The following is a 19659-nucleotide window of genomic DNA, read 5'->3' on the forward strand; positions in this document are numbered from 1 at the left end:
CCGGTTGCCATTCGGGCACGGCGTGCCCAATTCCCCAAAGTGGTAAACCTCGGCGTGCCTTGACAGGACTGAGTGGTCCCACTCAGTTGCGCTGCGCCAAGATGGTGACGCACAACGAATTTTCAGGCGAGGAACAGGCGGATCCGGCCGATCTCGGCGGGACCGCTCAGGACTGGGCGGGCACCGTTGCGGAAACGGCCGTCCAAGGGCGAGCAGGAGATATCGGCGAGCATGCCTTGGAGCAATCAGAGCGGCGGTGGCGGAGGGGGAGGGCCCTGGGGTCGCGGCAGCGGCAACGGTGGCGGCCCCTGGGGCACCGGTGGCGGTGGCAAGACCCCGCCGGACCTCGAGGATCTGCTTCGGCGCGGTCAGGATCGGCTGCGCGGCGTGATGCCGGGCGGCTCGCTCGGCGGCGGCAAGAGCGTGATCGTCATCGGTGCGCTTGCTGTCGGCGTCTGGTTACTGACGGGCTTCTACACGGTGGCGCCCAATCAGGTCGGCATCGAGACGATCTTCGGCCGCTACGTCGGCGCGAAGGGTGAGGGCCTGCGCTACAACTTCCCGTATCCGGTCGGCACGGTGGTGAAGCCCAATGTCGGTCAGGTGAACTCGATCCAGGTCGGCTTCCGCGCCGGGGTCGGCGCCCAGGCCCGCTCCCGCGACATGCCGGAGGAGAGCCTCATGCTGACGGGCGACGAGAACATCGTCGACCTGGATTTCGAGGTGCAGTGGCGCGTCAACCCGCTCAAGGCCTCGGACTACGTGTTCAACCTGCAGAACCCCGAGGGCACCATCAAGGCGATCGCCGAGAGCGCGATGCGCGAGGTCATCGGGCGCCGCAACATCCAGGCGATCCTGACGAACGAGCAATCGAGCATCGCCCAGGAGGTGAAGGAGATCACCCAGGCCGCCCTCGACGAGTACGGCGCCGGCGTCCGGATCGAGGTCGTGCAACTCGTGAGTGTCACACCGCCGCCCGAGGTGCGCCCCTCCTTCATCGACGTGAACGCAGCCCAGCAGGACGCTGAGCGCCTCCAGAACGAAGCAAAGACCTACGCGAGCCGCGAGGTCCCGCAGGCACGAGGCAAGGCCGCGCAGGTCGTGCAGGCTGCCGAAGCGTACAAGACGCAGGCGACCGCCGATGCGACTGGTCAGGCTGCCCGCTTCCAGCAGGTCTACGATTCCTACAAGACCGCGCCGGCCGTCAGCCGCGAGCGGATTTTCCTTGAGACGATGGAGAGGGTCTTCGGCTCGGTGAACAAGGTCATCATCGATCAGAGTGCGGCCGGATCCGCCGCGGGTGCGGCGGGCGTCATTCCGGTCCTTCCTTTGAACGACCATGGCGGTCGTGGCGGCTCGGGCCAGCAGGTGGGTGGAGCGGCACGATGAACAACAACGCTCTCCGGACCGGCCTCATCGTCATCGCGGCTGCGCTGGTCATTGCCCTCTATGCCTCGGTCTTCACGGTCGGTCAGATGCAGCAGGCCCTGGTGCTGCAGTTCGGGCGCGTCCGCGCCGTCCTCAATCAGACCGGCGAGGATCGGCCCGGCCTGTACTTCAAGGTGCCGTTCATCGAGAACGTCATCATCTTCGACAAACGCGTTCTCGATCTGGACCTGCCTGTTCAGGCTCTCCTCACGGCCGATCGCCAGAACCTGGAGGTCGACGCCTTCGCGCGTTATCGCATCATCGATCCGCTGCGGTTCTACCAGGCGGTCGGCAACATCGCGCTCGCCAACCAGCGTCTGGCCAGCTTCACGAATTCTAGCCTGCGAAACGTTCTGGCCCGCTCGACCCGTGACGCCATCGTCAAGACGGACCGAACGCGCCTGATGAACGAGATCCAGGAGGACGTGAATCGCCAGGCAAAGGCGCTCGGCGTGCAGATCGTGGATCTCCGCATGACTCGCGTGGATCTGCCGGCCCAGAACAGCACGGCAGTCTATGAGCGCATGAAGACGGAGCGTAAGCGCGAAGCGGCCGACATCCGCGCTAACGGCGAGCAGATCGCAGCGACGATCCGGGCGCGGGCGGATCGCGATGTGACGGTCATTCTGGCCGAAGCGAACCAGAAATCCGAGCAGTTGCGCGGACAGGGCGACGCCGACCGAAACCGGATCCTGGCCGAGGCCTTCAGCAAGGATCCCGATTTCTTCGCCTTCTACCGCTCGATGCAGGCTTACGAGAATGGGTTGAAGGGCTCCGATACGCGCCTCGTCATCAGCCCGAACTCCGATTTCTTTCGCTATTTCAATGATCCGCAGGGCCGCCAGCCGTTGGCGGGCGCCGCGCGCGGAACCGGTGACCCTGGCAACACCACCGGTTCGACCACCGGCGCCGCGCGCTGATTGATGTCTGCAAGCTTGCGGCGGTTCAGCCGAACCGCCGCAGGAACTTCGACCTTGAACGGCGTCAGCGCCGGACGATCTATCACGAAGGCGCGAAAGCGCACGCGGGCGCCGAAGCCGGCGAACGGAACCAACAATCCGGGGAACGTTCCTTGAAGAGGTCGACCATGCAATCCGTCGCGAGCGCCGCACCGGCACGACGTCTTCCGGCTCTCCGCGGCCGTGTCCGCTCCGCCTTCTTCGGCGTCATGGTCGGCGCTTCCGTGGCTTCGGCGATGCTGCCGCTTGCCGTCCTCGCGAAGGGTCCAGACTCGCTCGCGGACCTTGCCGATCAGGTCACGGATGCCGTCGTCAACATCTCGGCCTCGACGACCGTGGATGCGAAGCCAAGCGCCCGCAATATGCCCCAGTTGCCACCGGGCACACCGTTCGAGGACCTGTTCGAAGAGTTCTTCAATCGCCGCGGCAACAAGGGCGGTGACCGGAGCGAGAACGACGCGCCGCGCCAGCAGCGCAAGTCGAATTCCCTCGGCTCTGGCTTCATCATCGATGCACAGGGCATCGTGGTGACGAATAACCACGTCATCGGCGACGCGAATGACATCCAAGTCATTCTGCACGATGGAACGAAGCTGAAGGCCGAGATCATCGGCAAGGACTCGAAGATCGATCTCGCGGTCCTTCGGGTCAAGCCGACGGCCGAACGACCGTTGAAGGCGGTGCCCTTCGGTGATTCCGACAAGATGCGACCCGGCGATTGGGTGATTGCGATCGGCAATCCCTTCGGTCTCGGCGGATCGGTGTCGGCCGGTATCGTCTCGGCACGCGGCCGAAACATCGAGTCCGGCCCTTACGACAATTACATTCAGACCGATGCCGCCATCAACAAGGGCAATTCTGGAGGCCCTTTGTTCAACATGGATGGCGAGGTCATCGGCATCAACACGGCCATTCTCTCGCCGACCGGCGGCTCGGTTGGCATCGGCTTCGCTGTGCCGTCCGGAACGGCCAAGCCCGTCATTGATCAGTTGCGCGAGTTCGGTGAAGTCCGCCGCGGTTGGCTCGGGGTGCGGATTCAGAATGTGGACGACGCAACCGCCGAAGCCCTCGGTCTCAAGGGCGGAGCCAAAGGCGCTCTCGTGGCAGGGGTCGATGAGAAAGGCCCAGCCAAGACAGCTGGCCTCGAAGTTGGCGATGTCATCGTGAAGTTCAACGGCAACACCGTGAAGGCATCGAGCGATCTGCCGCGCATCGTCGCCGCGACGCCGGTTGGCAAGACCGTCGATGTCGTCGTCGTGCGCAAGGGCCAAGAATCGACGAAGGCTGTCACCCTCGGACGTCTGGAGGACAGCGAGAAGCCGCAGCTCGCCAACGTGAAGCAGCCCGAGCCCGAGAGCGCCGTCCGCCAAGTGCTCGGCCTCAACCTCTCGGGGATCACCGACGAACTGCGTCGCCGCTACAGCATCAAGGATAGTGTGAAGGGCGTTGTCGTGACCCGCGTCGACCCGAACTCGACCGCGGCCGACAAGCGGATCCAGCCCGGCGAGGTGATCGTCGAAGTCGGACAGGAAGCCGTCAACATTCCCGCCGACATCTCAAAGCGCGTCGATGCTCTGAAGAAGGAGGGGCGCAAATCCGTCCTGCTGCTGGTTGCCAGTGCGAGTGGTGACGTTCGCTTCGTTGCCATCGGGCTCGACTAACGACCGATTTCCCGCTCGGATAGAGCCGCGGGCGCCATCTTTGCGCTGAATATGAGAAGGCCACTGAAGCCTCCCGGTTCAGTGGCCTTTTCCGCATGCGGAGCGCAGTGGGGCATCATTCGGATCGGAGGTGGAGGCACTTCAGCGCTGAAACAGCGGGTTGGCGCGCGGCGAAATCCGAGGCTCAGGTCGCGGAGACGAACTCGCTTGCACTATAGCCCTGAAGGTAGAGAAGTGCGGTCAGGTCGCCGTGGTCGATCCTGACCTTCGCGGATTGCGCGACGGCCGGCTTCGCGTGGTAGGCAACGCCGAGGCCGGCTTCGCTGAGCATCGCGAGGTCATTGGCACCATCGCCCACCGCGATGGTTTCGCTCGCCTCGACGCCGAGCCGTGTCCGAAGCTCGATCAGCGTGTCGCGCTTCGCGGCCTTGCCGACGATCGGCTCCTCAACCGTTCCTGCCAAATGCTGATCGACCACCACAAGTCGATTGGATCGGTCTTCATGGAAGCCGATGCGCTGTCCGATCGGGCCGGTGAACAGCGTAAACCCTCCCGAGACGAGGCAGGTATAGACACCGTGCGCGCGCATCGTGCGGACGAGGACCGCTCCTCCGGGCGTCAGGGTCAATCGGTTCCGGATCAGATCCTCGATCACATCGACGGACAGGCCCTTCAGGAGCGCCACGCGTTCACGCAGCGCCGGCTCGAAGGCGATCTCGCCGCGCATCGCCCGCTCGGTGATGGCAGAAACGTGTTGCTTCAGACCAACAACATCTGCCAACTCGTCGATGCACTCCTCGCCGATCATCGTCGAGTCCATGTCGGCCAGGAACAGGCGCTTGCGCCGATGCGGTCCGCCGGGCAGCACCGCCACATCGATGTTCTCGCCCGCGAGCGCTTGCCGGAGCCGTTCCGTCAATGCGGGTGCCGCTTCCGGTGCGCCCGGCACGAGCAACTCCGCGGCCACCTCGCCGTGGAGGATCCGCGGTTGATGCTCGGTTGCCAGCACGGCGCGCGCCTCCGCCAGCACCGCGTCGGTAATGGCGGGATTCGCCTCGTTTGCTATCAGGGTCGCGACGAGGGTCATCAGGAGTGTTCCGCCGTTGTCGCTGTCGATACCGAGGTGCGCTGATCGTTCGGCGGCCATTCTCATTGCAGGGCCGACCGCCTCCGGCAAGTCAGCTCTCGCGACAGCGTTGGCTCGCCGTTACGACGGGGTCGTGATCAACACGGATTCGATGCAGGTTTATGCCGACTTGCGACGGCTCACGGCAAGGCCCGACGCAGACGACGAGCACGCCGTGCCTCACCGCCTTTACGGGCATGTCGATGGAGCCTTGAACTATTCAGCTGGGCATTTCGCCCGAGAGGTGCGAGATCTGCTAACCCGGCTCGATGGATGTTTCCCGATCTTCGTCGGCGGCACAGGTCTCTACTTCCGTGCGCTTGAAGAAGGCTTATCGGAGATGCCGCCGGTTCCGGAACATGTTCGGCGAAACATCCGCACCTGGGCGGAACCCCTCAAAACGCAAGCACTTCACGCGGAACTTGTCCGCCTCGATCCCGGGGGTGCTGCGAAACTACGACCGAGCGACCGGGCTCGCGTGCTGCGCGCGCTCGAAATTCAAATCGCGACCGGCCGACCCATCGCGGATTTCCAGCAAACTCGCACGCCCGGGCCGCTTGCCGATTTCGATCTGCAGAAGATTTTTCTGGCGCCTGATCGCGACCAGTTGCGGAAGCAGATCGACCTGCGCTTTCGCCGTATGATCCATGCCGGCGCACTCGCGGAAGTCGAGACGCTGCGCGACCGACGCCTCGATCCGCTCCTGCCGATCATGCGGGCACATGGCGTTCCAGGGCTGATCGCACATCTCGAAGGTACGATGACCCTCGAGGAAGCGATCGTCCGGGGTCAGGCCGACACCCGTCGCTACGCCAAGCGCCAGTTCACCTGGTTTCGGCACCAGATGGGACCAGGCTGGCAATGGCTGATGCCGGAAGCCGCGACGGCTGCGTTGGGCTTCAGCGCTCCAGACGTGCGATGAGGCTGGAGGTATCCCAACGCCGTCCGCCCATTCCCTGAACGTCGGCGTAGAACTGGTCGATGATCGCGGTGATCGGCAGCGCGGCGCCGTTGCGCCGGCCCTCGTCGAGCAGGATCCCGAGATCCTTGCGCATCCAGTCCACCGCGAAGCCGAAATCGAACTTGTTCGCGTTCATCGTCCGCCCGCGATTCTCCATCTGCCAAGATCCAGCTGCACCCTTGGAGATGACATCAAGCACGGCCTCGACATCGAGACCGGCGCGCTTGGCGAAGTGGACTCCCTCGGAGAGGGCCTGGACAAGGCCCGCGATGCAGATCTGGTTGACCATCTTCGTGAGCTGTCCGGAGCCCGCTGGGCCCATCAGGCGGCAGGCCCGCGCGTAGGAATTGATCGCCGCCTCAACCTTCGCATAGGTCGCGGCGTCACCGCCGCACATCACGGTCAGGACGCCGTTCTCTGCACCGGCCTGACCGCCCGAGACAGGCGCATCGATGAAGCCAAGGCCCTGACCGTCGGCTGCCTCCGCGAGTTCCCGAGCCACCTCGGCGGAGGCCGTGGTGTGATCGACGAAGATCGCACCCGGCCGCATGCCCGCGAACGCCCCGTCCTCGCCGAGCGTCACGCTGCGCAGGTCGTCATCGTTTCCGACACAGGCGAACACGATCTCGGCATCGCGTGCCGCGTCCCGCGGGGTCGCCGCATGCGCGCCGCCATGCGCCTTGACCCACGCCTCAGCCTTCGCACCGGTGCGATTATAGACCGTGACATCATGGCCCTTGGCCGCGAGATGTCCCGCCATCGGACCACCCATCACCCCGAGGCCCAGGAACGCGACCTTTGCCATAACTCGTCTCCCATCCTTGATCTGTCGGGAGCGATCTAAGTTCGCGCGTCGGAGGCGTCAAACGGCGTCGGGGCGTGAGACGCGTCGCGACAGGGGCGACACATTGCCGGCGGATGTAGGGAAGATGCGGATCAGGCGTATTTTCTCGTAGGCAAATCTTTGACAAAAGGAGGCTAGCCCGCCGGCCCCGAGAACCGGCATCGGAGTGGACGTCCATGGAAGTGATACGGAAGCATGGGCCATGGGCCCTCGTAGGCGCGCTCGGCGCCGCAGCCTTGGCCATCGTCGCCACGGAGCGCGGCGAGGCGGTGAACGCCCTCTGGATCGTCGTCGCGGCAATCTGCGTCTACCTGATCGCCTATCGGTACTACTCGCTCTTCATCGCCGAGAAGGTGATGCGCCTCGATCCGACGCGCCCCACCCCGGCCGTGCGCCACAACGATGGCTTGGACTACGTTCCGACCAACCGGAGCGTCCTGTTCGGCCACCATTTCGCGGCTATCGCCGGCGCCGGGCCGTTGGTCGGCCCCGTGCTCGCCGCACAGATGGGCTACCTTCCCGGGCTCCTCTGGATCCTGGCGGGGGTCGTCTTCGCCGGCGCTGTACAGGACTTCATCGTCCTGTACGTGTCGATGCGCCGCGACGGTCGTTCGCTGGGCGAGCTGATCCGCGCGGAGCTCGGGACGATTCCCGGCATCATTGCCCTGATCGGGACCTTCCTGATCATGATCATCTTGCTGGCAGTCCTCGCGCTGATCGTCGTCAAGGCGCTCACGGGCAGCCCATGGGGAACCTTCACCGTCATGGCGACGATCCCGATCGCGTTGCTGATGGGTGTCTATTCCCGTTACATCCGCCCGGGGAAAATCGGTGAGGTCTCGATCATCGGCTTCATCTTGCTGATGCTCGCGATCATCTACGGCGGAAGCGTTGCCGATCATCCGACCTGGGGGCCGGCTTTCACCTACACCGGCACGCAGCTCTGCTGGATGCTCATCGGCTACGGTTTCGTCGCGTCGATCCTGCCCGTCTGGCTATTGCTCGCTCCGCGCGACTACCTCTCGACGTTCCTCAAGATCGGCACGATCATCGGTCTGGCCCTCGGCATCGCTTTCGTGGCTCCGCACATGAAAATGCCCGCAGTAACGAAGTTCGTCGATGGCACCGGGCCGGTCTGGTCAGGCCAACTCTTCCCCTTCCTGTTCATCACCATCGCCTGCGGCGCGGTGTCAGGCTTCCACTCGCTGATCTCCTCCGGCACGACGCCGAAGCTCATCGCCAGCGAGGCTGATGCGCGCTTCATCGGGTACGGCGGCATGCTGATGGAGAGTTTCGTCGCCGTCATGGCGCTCGTGTCCGCCTGCGTCATCGATCCTGGCGTCTACTTCACCATGAACTCGCCGGCCGCCCTGGTCGGGACGACGCCCGAGACAGCGGCTGCGGCCGTGACCAATCTGGGCTTCATGGTGACCCCCGAGACGATCGCCGAGGCCGCCAAGGATGTCGGCGAGACCACGATCATCTCGCGGGCCGGTGGCGCGCCGACGCTCGCCGTCGGAATGGCGCACATCATCTCCAGCGCCATCGGCGGCAAGGCGATGATGGCGTTCTGGTACCATTTCGCGATCCTCTTCGAGGCATTGTTCATCCTCACGGCCGTGGACGCCGGAACCCGCGCCTGCCGCTTCATGATCCAGGATCTGATCGGCCTCGCCGTCCCATCCTTCAAGCAGACCACGGCCTGGGTGCCGAGCATCTTGGCCACGGCGCTCTGCGTGTCGGCATGGGGCTACTTCCTCTACCAGGGCGTCACCGACCCGCTGGGCGGCATCAACACCCTCTGGCCGCTCTTCGGCATTTCCAACCAGATGCTCGCAGCCGTCGCTCTGACGCTCTGCACGGTCGTGATCTTCAAGATGAAGCGTGAGCGCTACGCGTTCGTGACGATCGTCCCGACGCTGTGGTTGTGCATCTGCACACTCACGGCCGGTTGGCAGAAGATCTTCTCGGCCGATCCACGCATCGGATTCCTGTCTCACGCCGATCGCTACGCGACGGCGCTCGCGGAGGGGAAGATCCTGGCCCCTGCCAAGACCATCGATCAGATGAACCAAATCGTGTTCAACGATCGGATCGATGCCGTGCTGGCGGCCCTCTTCATCGGCCTCGTCGTCGCCATCGCCGCCTTCGGCATCCTGTCCTGCATTCGTGCCTTCCGGGCCGACCGCTGGACGGCGCTGGAGACGGATGCCGCAGCCGTTCCGGCGGAGTAATGGGCATGACCGCGTCGTCGCAGGATCTTCGGGATCGCTGGAAATCCTTCTCGAAATGCGTCTGCGACGGCGCGCGCCTGATGGTGGGGCAGGGCGACTACGAGGTGTACGCGGCACATGTCCGTAAGACGCACCCGGATCAGACCCCGATGACGGAGCGGGAGTTCTTCCGGAACCGAGAGAACGCTCGGTTCGGCGTCGGAAACCGCAATGGCTTCCGCTGCTGCTGAAGCAGGGCTCGCGGAAAATGCGGGCGTCCCGGCACGAATCGGCGGGTCATGGCGTTCACGATCCGTCGCCATAGGAGCGGATTGCGGTCCGACGGCGCGCTCGAAGGTCGAGGAATGCCGATGGCGGATGATCAAACCACATCACCGGAACCGACGGTTTTGAATATGACGGAGCCCTGGGAGCGCGCGTACTGGGCGCGGCGTTTCATGGTACCGGTCGAGCAGGTTCAAGCGGCCGTCGAAGCCGTCGGTGCCGATCCCGCGACCGTCGCGGCGCATCTCGGGCGGGATTGGCCCGGACATGAGCCGATCGTCTGAGGATCACTCGTATCGAGCGCTTGACTTCTCGGGCCGCAATCTCGCCACTCAGCGCAGCGGGAGGCCGGAATGAGTATCTTTCAGGACGCGATCCTACGGTTCGGTCGCACGATCATGTCCTATGCGGGCGATGCCGTCTTCCTCGAAGCGGCGGTTTCCGCAGCAGCGAACGTGACGCTCGCCGACGGCGAAATCGATGAGGAGGAGATCGAGTCCGCCATCACCGGCATGCGCGCGAACCCGATCCTGGAAAAATCCTACGACACGCTCCATATCGAGCAGGCGCTGTACGAGGCGATTGCGCGGGCGAGGACGCGGGCTGGGCGGATCGAGAACATCCGTTTGGTCTCGGCCATCGCCGATCGGCCGGCGACGCAACGCCAGGATGTGTTCCTGATCGCCGCGGACGTTGCCGATTTCGGGGGCATCAGCGAGGTCGAGCACAAGGTGCTGGACGAGATCGCCCTGGCGCTCAAGGTCGACAAGGCTGCACTCCTGGGTTGAGGCCCGATCGACGCGCCGAGCCCGTCTGCGACCACACATCGCTGGTTGTACCACCGAGCGGACACGTTCCCGAAACAAATGGCGCGCTCGGTGCAGAGGCCGATGACAGAGTGGTGATCGCCGCGCGCAGCGGCGTCGCGGAGACGCAATGGGCCTCGTTCAGTACGCACTGAAGTTCCGCATCACCGTCTACGTGCTCGCCGTGCTGATGATGCTTGGCGGCGCCGCGGCGGTGATCATGGCGCCTAAGGACGTGCTGCCCACCGTCGATATCCCGGTCGTCGTGGTGGTCTGGACCTATAACGGGCTGTCGGCGCCCGAGATGGAGCGCCGGATCACGACCTACAGCGAGTACGGAATCTCCAACAACGTCAACAACATCACCCGGATGGAATCGACGAGCCTTCAGGGCACGTCGGTCATGAAGATCTATTTCGACCAGAGCGTCAGCATCGACCTCGCCATCGCCCAGGTGGTCTCGTCGACGAACTCGATCCGCGCCACCATGCCGCCAGGGGTGCAGCCGCCGATCATCTTGCGCTTCTCGGCCTCCTCGGTGCCGGTGATCCAGCTCTCGCTGGCCTCGACGAAGGAGAGCCTCACCAAGGTCTACGACTACGCGCAGTACCGGATCCGCCAGCGCCTGGTGCAGGTGCCGGGCTCGACCCTGCCGTCGCCCTTCGGCGGTTCGCCCCGCCAGATCATGGTCGATCTCGACCTGCACGCGCTGCAGGCCCTGGGCCTGACGCCCCTCGACGTCACGAACGCCATGACGGCGCAGAACCTGACGGTCCCGTCCGGCCTCGCGAAGATCGGCGAGCAACAATATCCGATCCGTCTCAACGCGACTCCGGAGGCGATCGAGTCGCTGAACGAGATCCCCATCAAGGTGGTGGCCGGCCAGCCGGTCCTCGTGCGCGACGTGGCCTTCGTCCGCGACGGGGGACCGCCCCAGGTCAACATCGTGCGCGCCGACGGCCTCGAATCCGTCCTGATGCGCATCTTCAAGAACGGCACGGCCTCGACCCTCGACGTGGTCAACAACGTCAAGAAGGCGCTGCCCGACATCCGCGCCGCGGCCCCCGATGGGATGACCCTCAAGCCGCTGTTCGATCAATCCGTCTTCGTCTCGGCGGCGATCGAGGGCGTGATTCACGAGGCGATCATCGCCGCCGGCCTGACGGGCCTGACCATCCTGCTGTTCCTCGGGTCGTGGCGCTCGACGATCGTGGTGCTGATCTCGATCCCCTTGTCGATCCTGACCTCCCTGTCGGTTCTCGCCGCGCTCGGCGAGACCATCAACGTCATGACGCTTGGTGGCCTCGCCCTCGCGGTCGGCATCCTCGTCGACGACGCGACGGTGGCAATCGAGAACACCTACAGGTTGTTCGAGGAGGGCGAGCCATTCCGCAAATCCGTGGTCGAGGGCGCGGCGGGGATCGCGAAGCCGGCCCTGATCTCGACCCTCTCGATCTGTGCGGCCTTCGTCTCGGTCTTCGCCCTGACCGACACGCCGAAATACCTGTTCACGCCGCAGGCCCTCGCGGTCGTGTTCGCGATGCTGACCTCCTACCTGCTCTCCAGAACCCTCGTCCCGGTGCTGATCGACGTCCTCGTGGCGCGGGAATACGCCGAGCACCACGGCGAGGCGGTCGAGACGCCACGCCAGGGCCGTATCGCGCGTGCCTTCGCCGTCATCGGGCGCCCGGTCTTCGCTCTCGCGGGCCGGTTCCGGCACGGCTTCGAGGCACGCTTCACGCGCTTCCACCGCGGCTATCTCGGGCTGCTCCACGTCGTCATCGGCCGCCGCTTCACGACCCTGGCCTTCGTCGCCGTGATCTTCGCCGGAAGCGCCGCCCTGTTCACGGTGGTGGGGCAGGATTACTTCCCGCAGGTTGCGTCCAGCCAGATGACGCTGCACCTGCGCACGCGGCCCGGAATGCGCATCGAGACCGCGCAGCAGATCTTCGCGGATGTCGAGAGCACCGTCCGCGAGGTGATTCCGGAGAACGAGATCGATCAGATCCTCGACAACATCGGCCTCCCGTCGAACAACTACAACTTCGCATTCTCCGACGGATCGTTCGTCGCCTACAATGACGGGCAGATGCTGATCAACCTGAAGGAGGGGCACGGGTCGGTCGCGGCCTACACCAAGCGGCTGCGCGAGGTCCTGCGCGAGCGCTACCCGGATCTGGTCGCGTATTTCCAGCCGTCCGACATCATCACGCAGATTCTCAATTTCGGCACGCTGGCGCAGATCGACATCCAGATCTCCGGCCGCAACAGCGAGAAGGATCTCGCGACGGCCCAGAACATCGTCCGGCGCCTCAAGGAGACGCGCGGCGCCGTCGACGTCCACCTGCATCAGATCGTCGGAACCCCGCAATTCTTCGTCGACGTCGACCGCCGTCTGGCGTCGGAACTCGGCTTGACGCAACAGCAGGTCGCGCAGGGCCTGAACGTGTCGCTGTCGGGCTCCTTCCAGGTGACTCCGAACTTCTGGACGGATCCCAAGACGGGGATCCCGTACCAGTTGTGGGTCCAGACGCCGGAATACCGGAACGCGTCGCTCACGGCGCTGCAGAACACCCCGCTCCTCGTACAGGGCGCCTCCGATCAGCCGGGGGTCCTGACGCTGCTCTCGAGCGTCTCGAGCCTCCGGCGGGAGGGCACCCAGACCGTGATCAACCACGTCAACACGACACCGACCTTCAACGTCTACGCGGCGGTTCAGGATGCGGATCTCGGATCGGTGGCCCGCGAGATCCGCAGCATCGTGGCCGACGAGCAGAAGGCTCTGCCCGCGCCGGACAAGATCACCATCCGGGGCCAGATCGAGAACATGGATTCGGCCTTCTTCCGCCTGGGGGTCGGCCTGAGCATCGCGCTGATCGCCGTCTACCTCCTCATGGCGGTGAACTACCAGAGCTGGGGAGACCCGTTCGTCGTGCTGGCGGCGCTGCCCCTCGCCTTCTGCGGGATCATCGCCAGCCTCTTCGTGACCGGAACCACCTTCTCGATCCCGTCCCTCTTCGGCGCAATCATGTCGGTGGGCATCGCCTCCGCCAATTCCATCCTGCTCGTCACCTTCGCGAAGGAGCACCGGGAGGCGACCGGATGCAGCGCCGTGGAGGCGGCGCTGCTCGCGGGCGAGACCCGCCTGCGGCCCGTCCTGATGACGGCGGGCGCCATGTTCCTCGGTCTCATCCCCATGGCGCTGGGGACGGGCGAGGGCGGGGAGCAGAACGCCGCCCTGGCCCGCGCCGTGATGGGCGGCATCGCCTTCGGGACACCCTCGACGCTGCTCTTCGTGCCCTTCCTCTACACGCTTCTGCGGCGCGGCGAGGTCAAGCCGCTGGAGGATTACGCCTGAGCGGTCGCCCGCGCGCTCACGAGGCCGCGCGGGCCCGCTCGCGGGGCACCAGGGCCTCGACGGCACCGACGAGCTCATCGAAATGCGCGATCACCCGGTCCGGGCCGAGCTGCTCCACGGGCGTATCCGTGTAGCCGAAGGTCACGCCGACGACCGGGATGCCCGCAGCCTTCGCGGCGTCGATATCGGCGCGGGAATCGCCCACCATGACGGCGCGGCCGGGATCGCCCTTCGCGCGGTCGATCGTAAGCGTGATGTGGCGCGGATCCGGCTTGGAGAACGGGAAGGTGGCGCGCCCGCAGATCGCCGCGAAGCGTCCGGCGATCCCGAGCTTGTCGAGGAGCGCGACGGCGTGCGCCTCGTTCTTGTTCGTGCAGACGGCGAGCAGGAATCCGTCGCCCTCGAGGGCGTCGAGGGCGTCGAGCACCCCCTCGTAGAGGTAGGTGTGGTCGCACAGGTGCTCGCCGTAATGCGCCAGGAACTCCCCGAACAGGCGCTCCAGCCCTTCCGTCGAAAGGGGTTCGCCGGCAGCCGAGAACCCGCGTTGGATCAAGGCCTTCGCGCCGGCCCCGATCAAGTCCCGGGCATCCTCCACGGACACGGGTGGCAGCTTCTCCCGCCGCAGGAGCACGTTCAGGGTCCCGATGAGGTCGCCGGCGGTCTCGGCCAGCGTGCCATCCAGGTCGAAGACGGCGATGGGCGGCAGGTTGGGCATGTCGGTCCTTCGGTGGAGCGGTGATGGTCAGGCGGCGGATGCGCTGGGCCGATCCCTAGCAGAGATCGCCGTGCGGTGCGCAGAGAGCTGCGCGGATCCCGGTTGCGCAGCCGGTCCGGGCCGCGCGCAAGCGCTTTCTCGATCGGCAATCTGGCTAAAGACAGGCGTTCCTGCGATCAAGCCGAGCCGTGCCCCAGACTCGCCCGAAACCTGACGGACAGGTTGCATTCTCCGCGCCAGAGACCTGACATGCGAACCGTTCTCCCGATCCTCGCCGGCCTCCTGGCGACCGCTCCCGCCCTCGCGGGCTCCTACGACTTCGTGCCGGCGCCCCAGGTGGATCTGAACCGGGTCTACCGCGTCGACAAGGTCACGGGCGAGGTCACCTCGTGCCAGTACGGGCTGCGCGAGGGGGGCGGCATCGGCCAGACGCTGTGTTTCGGCGCGGGGGAGGGGGCCGGGGTCCAGGCGCCCTCCGAATACGGATTGGTCGCCTCCCGCCATACACGCGAGGCGGGTGTGTTCCGGGTCAATTACCGGACCGGCGAGATGAGCATCTGCTATGTGCAGGTGAAGGAGGAGGTCGTGGTCTGCACGCCGCAGGCGAACCCGGCCACGGCGGGGACGGGCGAAGCGCCCGCGACGGGCGCAGCCCCGGGCCGGGCGGGTCCGAGCGCCACGCCGCCGCAGGGCGGGCGGCCCTGATCGCGCTTGCGCGGTTCATCGCCTTCCACCCGGAGGCGCAGCCGTGCTAGGGCCAGCCCCGAAATGTCGACGAGTAGCCGGGCCGCCATCGTCATGTGCCAAGCCGTCCTCCCCCTGACCGGATCCGTCCGCACCGGAATCCGCCGATGAGCGGACCCGATCTGCGCCGCGCCGCCGCCGCGCGGGCGCTCGAGCTCGTCGAGCCGGGGATGCGCCTCGGCATCGGCACGGGGTCGACCGCCAACGCCTTCGTGGAGCTGCTCGGGGGGCGCGTGCGCGACGGCCTCGACATCGTCGGCGTTCCGACCTCCGAGGCGACCCACGCCGCCGCCGCCCGGGCCGGCATCCGGCTCGCGACGCTGGAGGCGGAGCCGGTCCTCGACCTCACCATCGACGGGGCCGATGAGGTCGACGACGAGCTTCGGCTAATCAAGGGCGGCGGCGCCGCGCTCCTGCGGGAGAAGATCGTCGCCTGCGCGAGCCGCCGCATGGTGGTGATCGCGGACGCGGCGAAGCGGGTCGAGACCCTCGGCGCCTTTCCGCTGCCGATCGAGGTGAACCCCTTCGGCCTCCGCGCCACACAACTGGGAGTGGAGGCCGCGCTTGCAAGCGCCGGTTGTGCCGGCAGGGTGGTGCTGCGCCTGACCCCGGAGGGCGCGCCCCTCGTCACCGATGGCGGCCACCGGATCCTCGACGCCCATCTGAACCGGATTCCCGATCCCGAGGCGCTCTCCCGCGCGCTCTGGGCTGTGCCGGGCGTGGTCGAGCACGGCCTGTTCCTCGGCATCGCCTCGGCGGCGATCCTCGCCGCCGACATCGGCGGCGCGGCCGAGATCACGGTCCTCGGCACGCTCTGATGACGGTAAGCCGCCAGAAGGGCGCCGCCTCGAACCGCCCGCCCATGCCTCACGCCCCCGGCGCGCCGCCCCTCGCGGCACCGCGGTGAACCCTGTCCCCTTCGTTTCCTCGGAGCACCTCGCCATGTCCCGCCGCCTCCTCGCCGCCGCCCTGGCGGGTCTCCTCCTCGCGTTGCCGCAGGTCGCCGGCGCGCAGACCAAGCCCCCCGCCCAGAAGCCGGCCCCGAAGGCCGCGCCGATTCCGGCCGCCCCGACGATCTCCCCGAACCACCTCAACCTCGCCCGGGAGGTGATGTTGAATTCCGGCATCGCCCGCTCCTTCGACTCGATCATCCCGGCCTTCGGCGATCAGATCCGCCAGCAGGCGGTGACGCGGCCCGAGCTGACCAAGGACCTCGGCGAGGTCCTGACCTCCCTCGAGCCCGAGTTGGAGCTTCAGAAGCAGCGGATGATCGACACCGCAGCCCGCATCTACGCCTCGAAGCTGACGGAGGGTGAGTTGCAGGAGATCGCCACCTTCTTCCGCTCGCCCGCGGGCAAGCGCTACGTCGAGACGCAACCGCAGGTGCTCGACGAGATGGTCCAGGCGATGCAGACCTGGACGCAGGACGTCTCGGAATACGTGATGGTCCGGGTCCGGGCCGAGATGGGCAAGCGCGGCCACCAGATGCAGTAGCGGCGGAGCGCCCGGAGGGCGTGTGTCCCGCACCGTGACCCTGCCGGAGCGCCTGTCGGCGGCCGGAGCGGCGACGCTGGCACTCGTGCCGGTTGTGATGGCGCTGGCGAACCGGTCGAGCCCGATCCTGATCGGGGTCGCGGCGCTGCTGTTCCTGCTGGCAGCCCTGGCGCAGGACCGCGCGGCGACCGGGGCGGCGCTGCGGGAGCCGCTGCGCACGCCGCTCGGCCTTTCGGCCCTCGCCTTCCTGGCCTGGTGCGGCCTCTCCTTCGCCTGGACGCCGTTCCCCGCGACCGGCTGGCGCAGCGCCAGCGAGTTCCTGCCGACGCTCGCGGCCGCCTACGTCCTGGCGCGCCTCGCGCCGGGGCGCCTCCCGGGCTTCGCGGCGCCCCTCGCGGCCGGCGCCCTGGTGCTCGCGGCCCTCGCGATCATCGTCGGCCTCGGGGCCGGCCTGCCGCTGCAGCGGGCCCTCGGGCAGCGGGTCGCCGACTTCGTCTTCAACCGCCCCGCGCTGACGATCCTCCTTGCCGCCGGGCCCGTGGCGTTGGTGCTCTGGCGCCGCGGGCAGCGGCTCATCGCCTTGATCGTGCTGGCTTTCTCGGCGGCCGGCATCCTCCGCTCGGTGAGCGGCGCCGCCGCGCTGGGGCTCCTTGCCGGCATCCTGATGTTCGGCCTCGCGCGCCTCCTGCCGGCGCGCTGGAGCCTCGCCTTCGCCGGGCTCGGCCTCGGCCTCGCGGTGGCCCTCGCCCCGATCGAGGGCGACTTCCTGGCCCGGGTGATGCCCGAGGCGGCGCATGAGCGGCTGGTCCAGTCCTCGTCCCGGGCGCGGGTCGCCATCGCCCGGAGCTTCGGCGCCGCGGTCGCGGCCGATCCCTGGCGGGGCGCGGGCTACGGGGTCTCGGCGCGCTTCGCCGAGGTGCCGGCGGCGCTGGCGATCGAGCCGGAGATGCGCACGATCCTGGCGGTCGGCCATCCGCATAACAGCTTTCTGCAAGTCTGGGTTGAGCTCGGCATCGTCGGCGCGGTTCTCGCAAGCGCCGTCCTGATGCTGACGCTCCGGGCCCTGGCCGGGATTCCGGCGGGGCCGCGCGCCACCGCGCTCGCCCTGGTTGCCGCCGCCGCCGCCGTGGCCTTCGTCGAGCACGGGGCCTGGCAGGCCTGGTGGACGGCCGGGCTCGGGGTCGCCATCTCCTGGCTGCGCGAGGGCTTCCTCCCGCAGCGCGTGTATTCTGAACGGAACAATTCATGAACGAAGTCTACGACGTCGATCTGTTCGTCATCGGGGGCGGTTCGGGCGGCGTGCGGGCCGCGCGGATCGCGGCGGGCTACGGGGCGCGGGTCAAGCTCGCGGAGGAGTACCGGGTCGGGGGCACCTGCGTGATCCGGGGCTGCGTGCCGAAGAAGCTCATGGTCTATGCCGGCCGCTTCGCCGACGAGTTCGAGGACGCGGCGGGCTTCGGCTGGGACGTGGCGGCGCCCCGCTTCGACTGGTCGGTGCTGAAGCGCCGGCGCGACGCCGAGGTGGCGCGGCTCGAGGGCATCTACGACACCAACCTGATGCGGGCGGGCGTCGAGATCCTGCCCCAGCGGGCGGTGATCGAGGACGCCCACACGGTGCGCCTCGCGGGGACGGGAGAGCGCGTCCGCGCCCGGGTCATCCTCGTCGCGGTCGGGGCCTCGCCGGTGAAGGAGCCGGCGATCCCGGGGGCGGAGCACGCCATCACGTCGAACGAGGTGTTCGAGCTCGACGCGCTGCCCGAGCGCATCCTGGTGGTCGGCGGCGGCTACATCGCGGTGGAGTTCGCGGGCGTCTTCGCGGCGCTCGGCAGCCGCACCACCCTGCTGCACCGGGGCGAGCGGCTGCTGCGCGGCTTCGACGACGAGGTGCGCGACGCGCTCGGCGAGGCCTACGCCCGGCGCATGGACCTGCGCCTCGGCCGCACCGTCAACAGCCTGGAGCGGCGCGACGGCGGCATCGCGGCCCGCCTCGACGACGGCTCGGAGATCGTCGTCGACCAGGTGCTGGTGGCGACCGGGCGGCGCCCGAACGTGGCGGGGCTCGGCCTCGACCGGGTCGGCATCGAGACGGACGCCGTCGGGGCGATCCCGGTCGACGCCACCTCGCGCACGGTGGTGCCCTCGATCTACGCGGTCGGCGACGTGACGAACCGGGCGAACCTGACGCCGATCGCGATCCGGGAGGGCCACGCCTTCGCCGACACGGTGTTCGGCAACAGGCCGTCCTGCGTCGACCACCGGCTGATCCCGACCGCGGTGTTCTCGACCCCCGAGATCGGCGTCGTCGGCCACAACGAGGACGTGGCCCGCGCGGTCTTCGGCCGGATCGAGGTCTTCAAGGCGAGCTTCCGCCCGATGAAGGCGAGCCTGTCGGGGCGCGAGGAGCGCGTCCTGATGAAGGTCTTGGTCGATTGCGCGAGCGACAAGGTGGTGGGCGTCCACATCGTCGGCCACGATGCCGGCGAGATCATCCAGGCGGTTGGGATCGCCGTGACGATGGGCGCCACGAAGGCGGATTTCGACCGCACCATCGCGGTCCACCCGACCGCCAGCGAGGAGCTCGTCACCATGCGGGTGCCCGCCGTGACGAAGCATCCGGTCGCGGTGGGTTGATCCCGGCGCCGGGGAAAAGGGCCTCGACGGCGGCCGTCGCCGAGCCATATCAGACTTATGGGCAAGCGAAACGACGCGCACGCGAAGCGGCAGGCGATCATCGACGGGATGCTGGCCGACGCCCTGCGTCCGGCCTACAGCTACCGCCTGCCGAGCCACGACGCCCTCGCGGCCGACATCCGCCGCGCCATCGACGAGCTTCTCGCCAAGGCCGAGGCGCAGCGCAGCCGCTGCCTCACCTACGAGGACCTCGAGGAGGCTCTTCCGCCCCGCGACGTCTCGGCGGAGGACCTCGAGGCCATCTTCTGGATCCTGGCCGAGCACGGGATCGAGGTCGAGGACGGCGAGGCCGGCTGAGCGGGCTCGCGATGCCGGTCATCTGCGGTTGTTTTTCCGTAATGTACAATTTTAGATTTGTATTCGCGGACCTGCGA

Annotated in this window: 18 protein-coding genes; 15 read left to right on the plus strand and 3 right to left on the minus strand. The window is 67.1% G+C overall.

Annotation, left to right across the window (positions count from 1 at the left end; translation table 11 throughout):
• Window positions 1-231 precede the first annotated feature (231 nt).
• The 3 genes from hflK to F6X51_RS09200 all read left to right on the plus strand — a co-directional run bounded on the left by hflK (window position 232) and on the right by F6X51_RS09200 (window position 4048).
• Window positions 232-1389, plus strand: a complete 1158-nt coding sequence (gene hflK, locus F6X51_RS09190; protein ID WP_150962942.1) for an FtsH protease activity modulator HflK — start codon at window positions 232-234, stop codon at window positions 1387-1389.
• Window positions 1386-2348 carry a protease modulator HflC gene (gene hflC, locus F6X51_RS09195; RefSeq protein ID WP_150962943.1) on the plus strand — a complete coding sequence of 321 codons (963 nt, stop codon included), beginning with the start codon at window positions 1386-1388 and terminating at the stop codon, window positions 2346-2348. Before hflK ends, hflC begins: the two co-directional genes overlap by 4 nt.
• A gap of 167 nt (window positions 2349-2515) precedes the next feature.
• Complete coding sequence (locus F6X51_RS09200; protein WP_150962944.1) at window positions 2516-4048, plus strand: Do family serine endopeptidase; 1533 nt, start codon at window positions 2516-2518, stop codon at window positions 4046-4048.
• Between the two features lie 184 nt (window positions 4049-4232).
• Here F6X51_RS09200 and serB read toward each other — a convergent pair whose 3' ends face one another.
• Window positions 4233-5135 (minus strand): phosphoserine phosphatase SerB, encoded by a 903-nt coding sequence (serB, locus tag F6X51_RS09205; RefSeq protein ID WP_150962945.1) that lies wholly within the window; start codon window positions 5133-5135, stop codon window positions 4233-4235.
• Between serB and miaA the strand changes: the two genes are divergently transcribed.
• Entirely contained in the window at window positions 5089-6096 is a 1008-nt protein-coding gene (gene miaA, locus F6X51_RS09210) for a tRNA (adenosine(37)-N6)-dimethylallyltransferase MiaA (RefSeq protein WP_150962946.1), read from the plus strand. The two genes, serB and miaA, sit on opposite strands and share 47 nt — an antisense overlap.
• On the opposite strand, the gene F6X51_RS09215 is transcribed toward miaA, so the two are convergent.
• Window positions 6074-6940, minus strand: coding sequence for an NAD(P)-dependent oxidoreductase (locus F6X51_RS09215; RefSeq protein ID WP_150962947.1), 867 nt, complete (start codon window positions 6938-6940; stop codon window positions 6074-6076). The genes miaA and F6X51_RS09215 overlap by 23 nt on opposite strands.
• Window positions 6941-7155: 215 nt before the next feature.
• Here F6X51_RS09215 and F6X51_RS09220 point away from each other — a divergent pair, with 215 nt between their 5' ends.
• The 5 genes from F6X51_RS09220 (at window position 7156) to F6X51_RS09240 (ending at window position 13641) form a co-directional block, all read left to right on the plus strand.
• Entirely contained in the window at window positions 7156-9213 is a 2058-nt protein-coding gene (locus F6X51_RS09220) for a carbon starvation CstA family protein (RefSeq protein ID WP_150962948.1), read from the plus strand.
• Window positions 9214-9218: 5 nt separating this feature from the next.
• Window positions 9219-9443 (plus strand): YbdD/YjiX family protein, encoded by a 225-nt coding sequence (locus tag F6X51_RS09225; protein WP_150962949.1) that lies wholly within the window; start codon window positions 9219-9221, stop codon window positions 9441-9443.
• Window positions 9444-9608: 165 nt separating this feature from the next.
• Entirely contained in the window at window positions 9609-9761 is a 153-nt protein-coding gene (locus tag F6X51_RS09230) for a DUF3606 domain-containing protein (RefSeq protein ID WP_246696733.1), read from the plus strand.
• A 69-nt stretch (window positions 9762-9830) separates the two neighbouring features.
• A complete protein-coding gene (locus F6X51_RS09235) occupies window positions 9831-10265 on the plus strand; it encodes a tellurite resistance TerB family protein (protein WP_150962950.1) in 435 nt (144 codons plus the stop codon).
• Between the two features lie 148 nt (window positions 10266-10413).
• Window positions 10414-13641 (plus strand): efflux RND transporter permease subunit, encoded by a 3228-nt coding sequence (locus F6X51_RS09240; protein WP_150962951.1) that lies wholly within the window; start codon window positions 10414-10416, stop codon window positions 13639-13641.
• 16 nt (window positions 13642-13657) lie between these two features.
• Here F6X51_RS09240 and F6X51_RS09245 read toward each other — a convergent pair whose 3' ends face one another.
• Window positions 13658-14356, minus strand: a complete 699-nt coding sequence (locus F6X51_RS09245; protein ID WP_150962952.1) for an HAD family hydrolase — start codon at window positions 14354-14356, stop codon at window positions 13658-13660.
• A gap of 249 nt (window positions 14357-14605) precedes the next feature.
• On the opposite strand from F6X51_RS09245, the gene F6X51_RS09250 reads away from it, so the two are divergent.
• The 6 genes from F6X51_RS09250 to F6X51_RS09275 all read left to right on the plus strand — a co-directional run bounded on the left by F6X51_RS09250 (window position 14606) and on the right by F6X51_RS09275 (window position 19582).
• Window positions 14606-15061 (plus strand): hypothetical protein, encoded by a 456-nt coding sequence (locus tag F6X51_RS09250; RefSeq protein ID WP_150962953.1) that lies wholly within the window; start codon window positions 14606-14608, stop codon window positions 15059-15061.
• A 146-nt stretch (window positions 15062-15207) separates the two neighbouring features.
• The gene (gene rpiA / locus F6X51_RS09255) at window positions 15208-15918 is read left to right on the plus strand and encodes a ribose-5-phosphate isomerase RpiA (protein ID WP_150962954.1); all 711 of its coding nucleotides are present in this window, start codon (window positions 15208-15210) and stop codon (window positions 15916-15918) included.
• A gap of 124 nt (window positions 15919-16042) precedes the next feature.
• Window positions 16043-16594: a DUF2059 domain-containing protein gene (locus F6X51_RS09260; RefSeq protein WP_150962955.1), complete on the plus strand. Its 552-nt coding sequence runs from the start codon at window positions 16043-16045 to the stop codon at window positions 16592-16594.
• A gap of 94 nt (window positions 16595-16688) precedes the next feature.
• Entirely contained in the window at window positions 16689-17843 is a 1155-nt protein-coding gene (locus tag F6X51_RS09265; protein ID WP_150963214.1) for an O-antigen ligase family protein, read from the plus strand.
• Window positions 17840-19225 (plus strand): glutathione-disulfide reductase, encoded by a 1386-nt coding sequence (gor, locus tag F6X51_RS09270; protein ID WP_150962956.1) that lies wholly within the window; start codon window positions 17840-17842, stop codon window positions 19223-19225. The genes F6X51_RS09265 and gor overlap by 4 nt, the downstream gene beginning before the upstream one ends.
• A 57-nt stretch (window positions 19226-19282) precedes the next feature.
• Window positions 19283-19582, plus strand: coding sequence for an RNA polymerase sigma factor region1.1 domain-containing protein (locus tag F6X51_RS09275; RefSeq protein WP_150962957.1), 300 nt, complete (start codon window positions 19283-19285; stop codon window positions 19580-19582).
• Window positions 19583-19659 lie beyond the last annotated feature (77 nt).

The sequence above is a fragment of the Methylobacterium planeticum genome (assembly GCF_008806345.1).
GTDB classification, from domain to species: Bacteria; Pseudomonadota; Alphaproteobacteria; order Rhizobiales; family Beijerinckiaceae; genus Methylobacterium; species Methylobacterium planeticum.

Bases quoted from the DNA above. Each gene is read 5' to 3' on its own strand.
- F6X51_RS09235 (WP_150962950.1), top strand. From the start codon at position 9,831: ATGAGTATCTTTCAGGACGCGATCCTACGGTTCGGTCGCACGATCATG.
- F6X51_RS09245 (WP_150962952.1), bottom strand. From the start codon at position 14,356: ATGCCCAACCTGCCGCCCATCGCCGTCTTCGACCTGGATGGCACGCTG.
- F6X51_RS09230 (WP_246696733.1), top strand. From the start codon at position 9,609: ATGACGGAGCCCTGGGAGCGCGCGTACTGGGCGCGGCGTTTCATGGTA.
- hflK (WP_150962942.1), top strand. From the start codon at position 232: ATGCCTTGGAGCAATCAGAGCGGCGGTGGCGGAGGGGGAGGGCCCTGG.
- F6X51_RS09215 (WP_150962947.1), bottom strand. From the start codon at position 6,940: ATGGCAAAGGTCGCGTTCCTGGGCCTCGGGGTGATGGGTGGTCCGATG.
- F6X51_RS09250 (WP_150962953.1), top strand. From the start codon at position 14,606: ATGCGAACCGTTCTCCCGATCCTCGCCGGCCTCCTGGCGACCGCTCCC.
- F6X51_RS09200 (WP_150962944.1), top strand. From the start codon at position 2,516: ATGCAATCCGTCGCGAGCGCCGCACCGGCACGACGTCTTCCGGCTCTC.
- gor (WP_150962956.1), top strand. From the start codon at position 17,840: ATGAACGAAGTCTACGACGTCGATCTGTTCGTCATCGGGGGCGGTTCG.
- F6X51_RS09260 (WP_150962955.1), top strand. From the start codon at position 16,043: ATGTCCCGCCGCCTCCTCGCCGCCGCCCTGGCGGGTCTCCTCCTCGCG.
- F6X51_RS09225 (WP_150962949.1), top strand. From the start codon at position 9,219: ATGACCGCGTCGTCGCAGGATCTTCGGGATCGCTGGAAATCCTTCTCG.
- rpiA (WP_150962954.1), top strand. From the start codon at position 15,208: ATGAGCGGACCCGATCTGCGCCGCGCCGCCGCCGCGCGGGCGCTCGAG.
- F6X51_RS09240 (WP_150962951.1), top strand. From the start codon at position 10,414: ATGGGCCTCGTTCAGTACGCACTGAAGTTCCGCATCACCGTCTACGTG.
- serB (WP_150962945.1), bottom strand. From the start codon at position 5,135: ATGACCCTCGTCGCGACCCTGATAGCAAACGAGGCGAATCCCGCCATT.
- F6X51_RS09220 (WP_150962948.1), top strand. From the start codon at position 7,156: ATGGAAGTGATACGGAAGCATGGGCCATGGGCCCTCGTAGGCGCGCTC.
- miaA (WP_150962946.1), top strand. From the start codon at position 5,089: ATGGCGGGATTCGCCTCGTTTGCTATCAGGGTCGCGACGAGGGTCATC.
- hflC (WP_150962943.1), top strand. From the start codon at position 1,386: ATGAACAACAACGCTCTCCGGACCGGCCTCATCGTCATCGCGGCTGCG.
- F6X51_RS09275 (WP_150962957.1), top strand. From the start codon at position 19,283: ATGGGCAAGCGAAACGACGCGCACGCGAAGCGGCAGGCGATCATCGAC.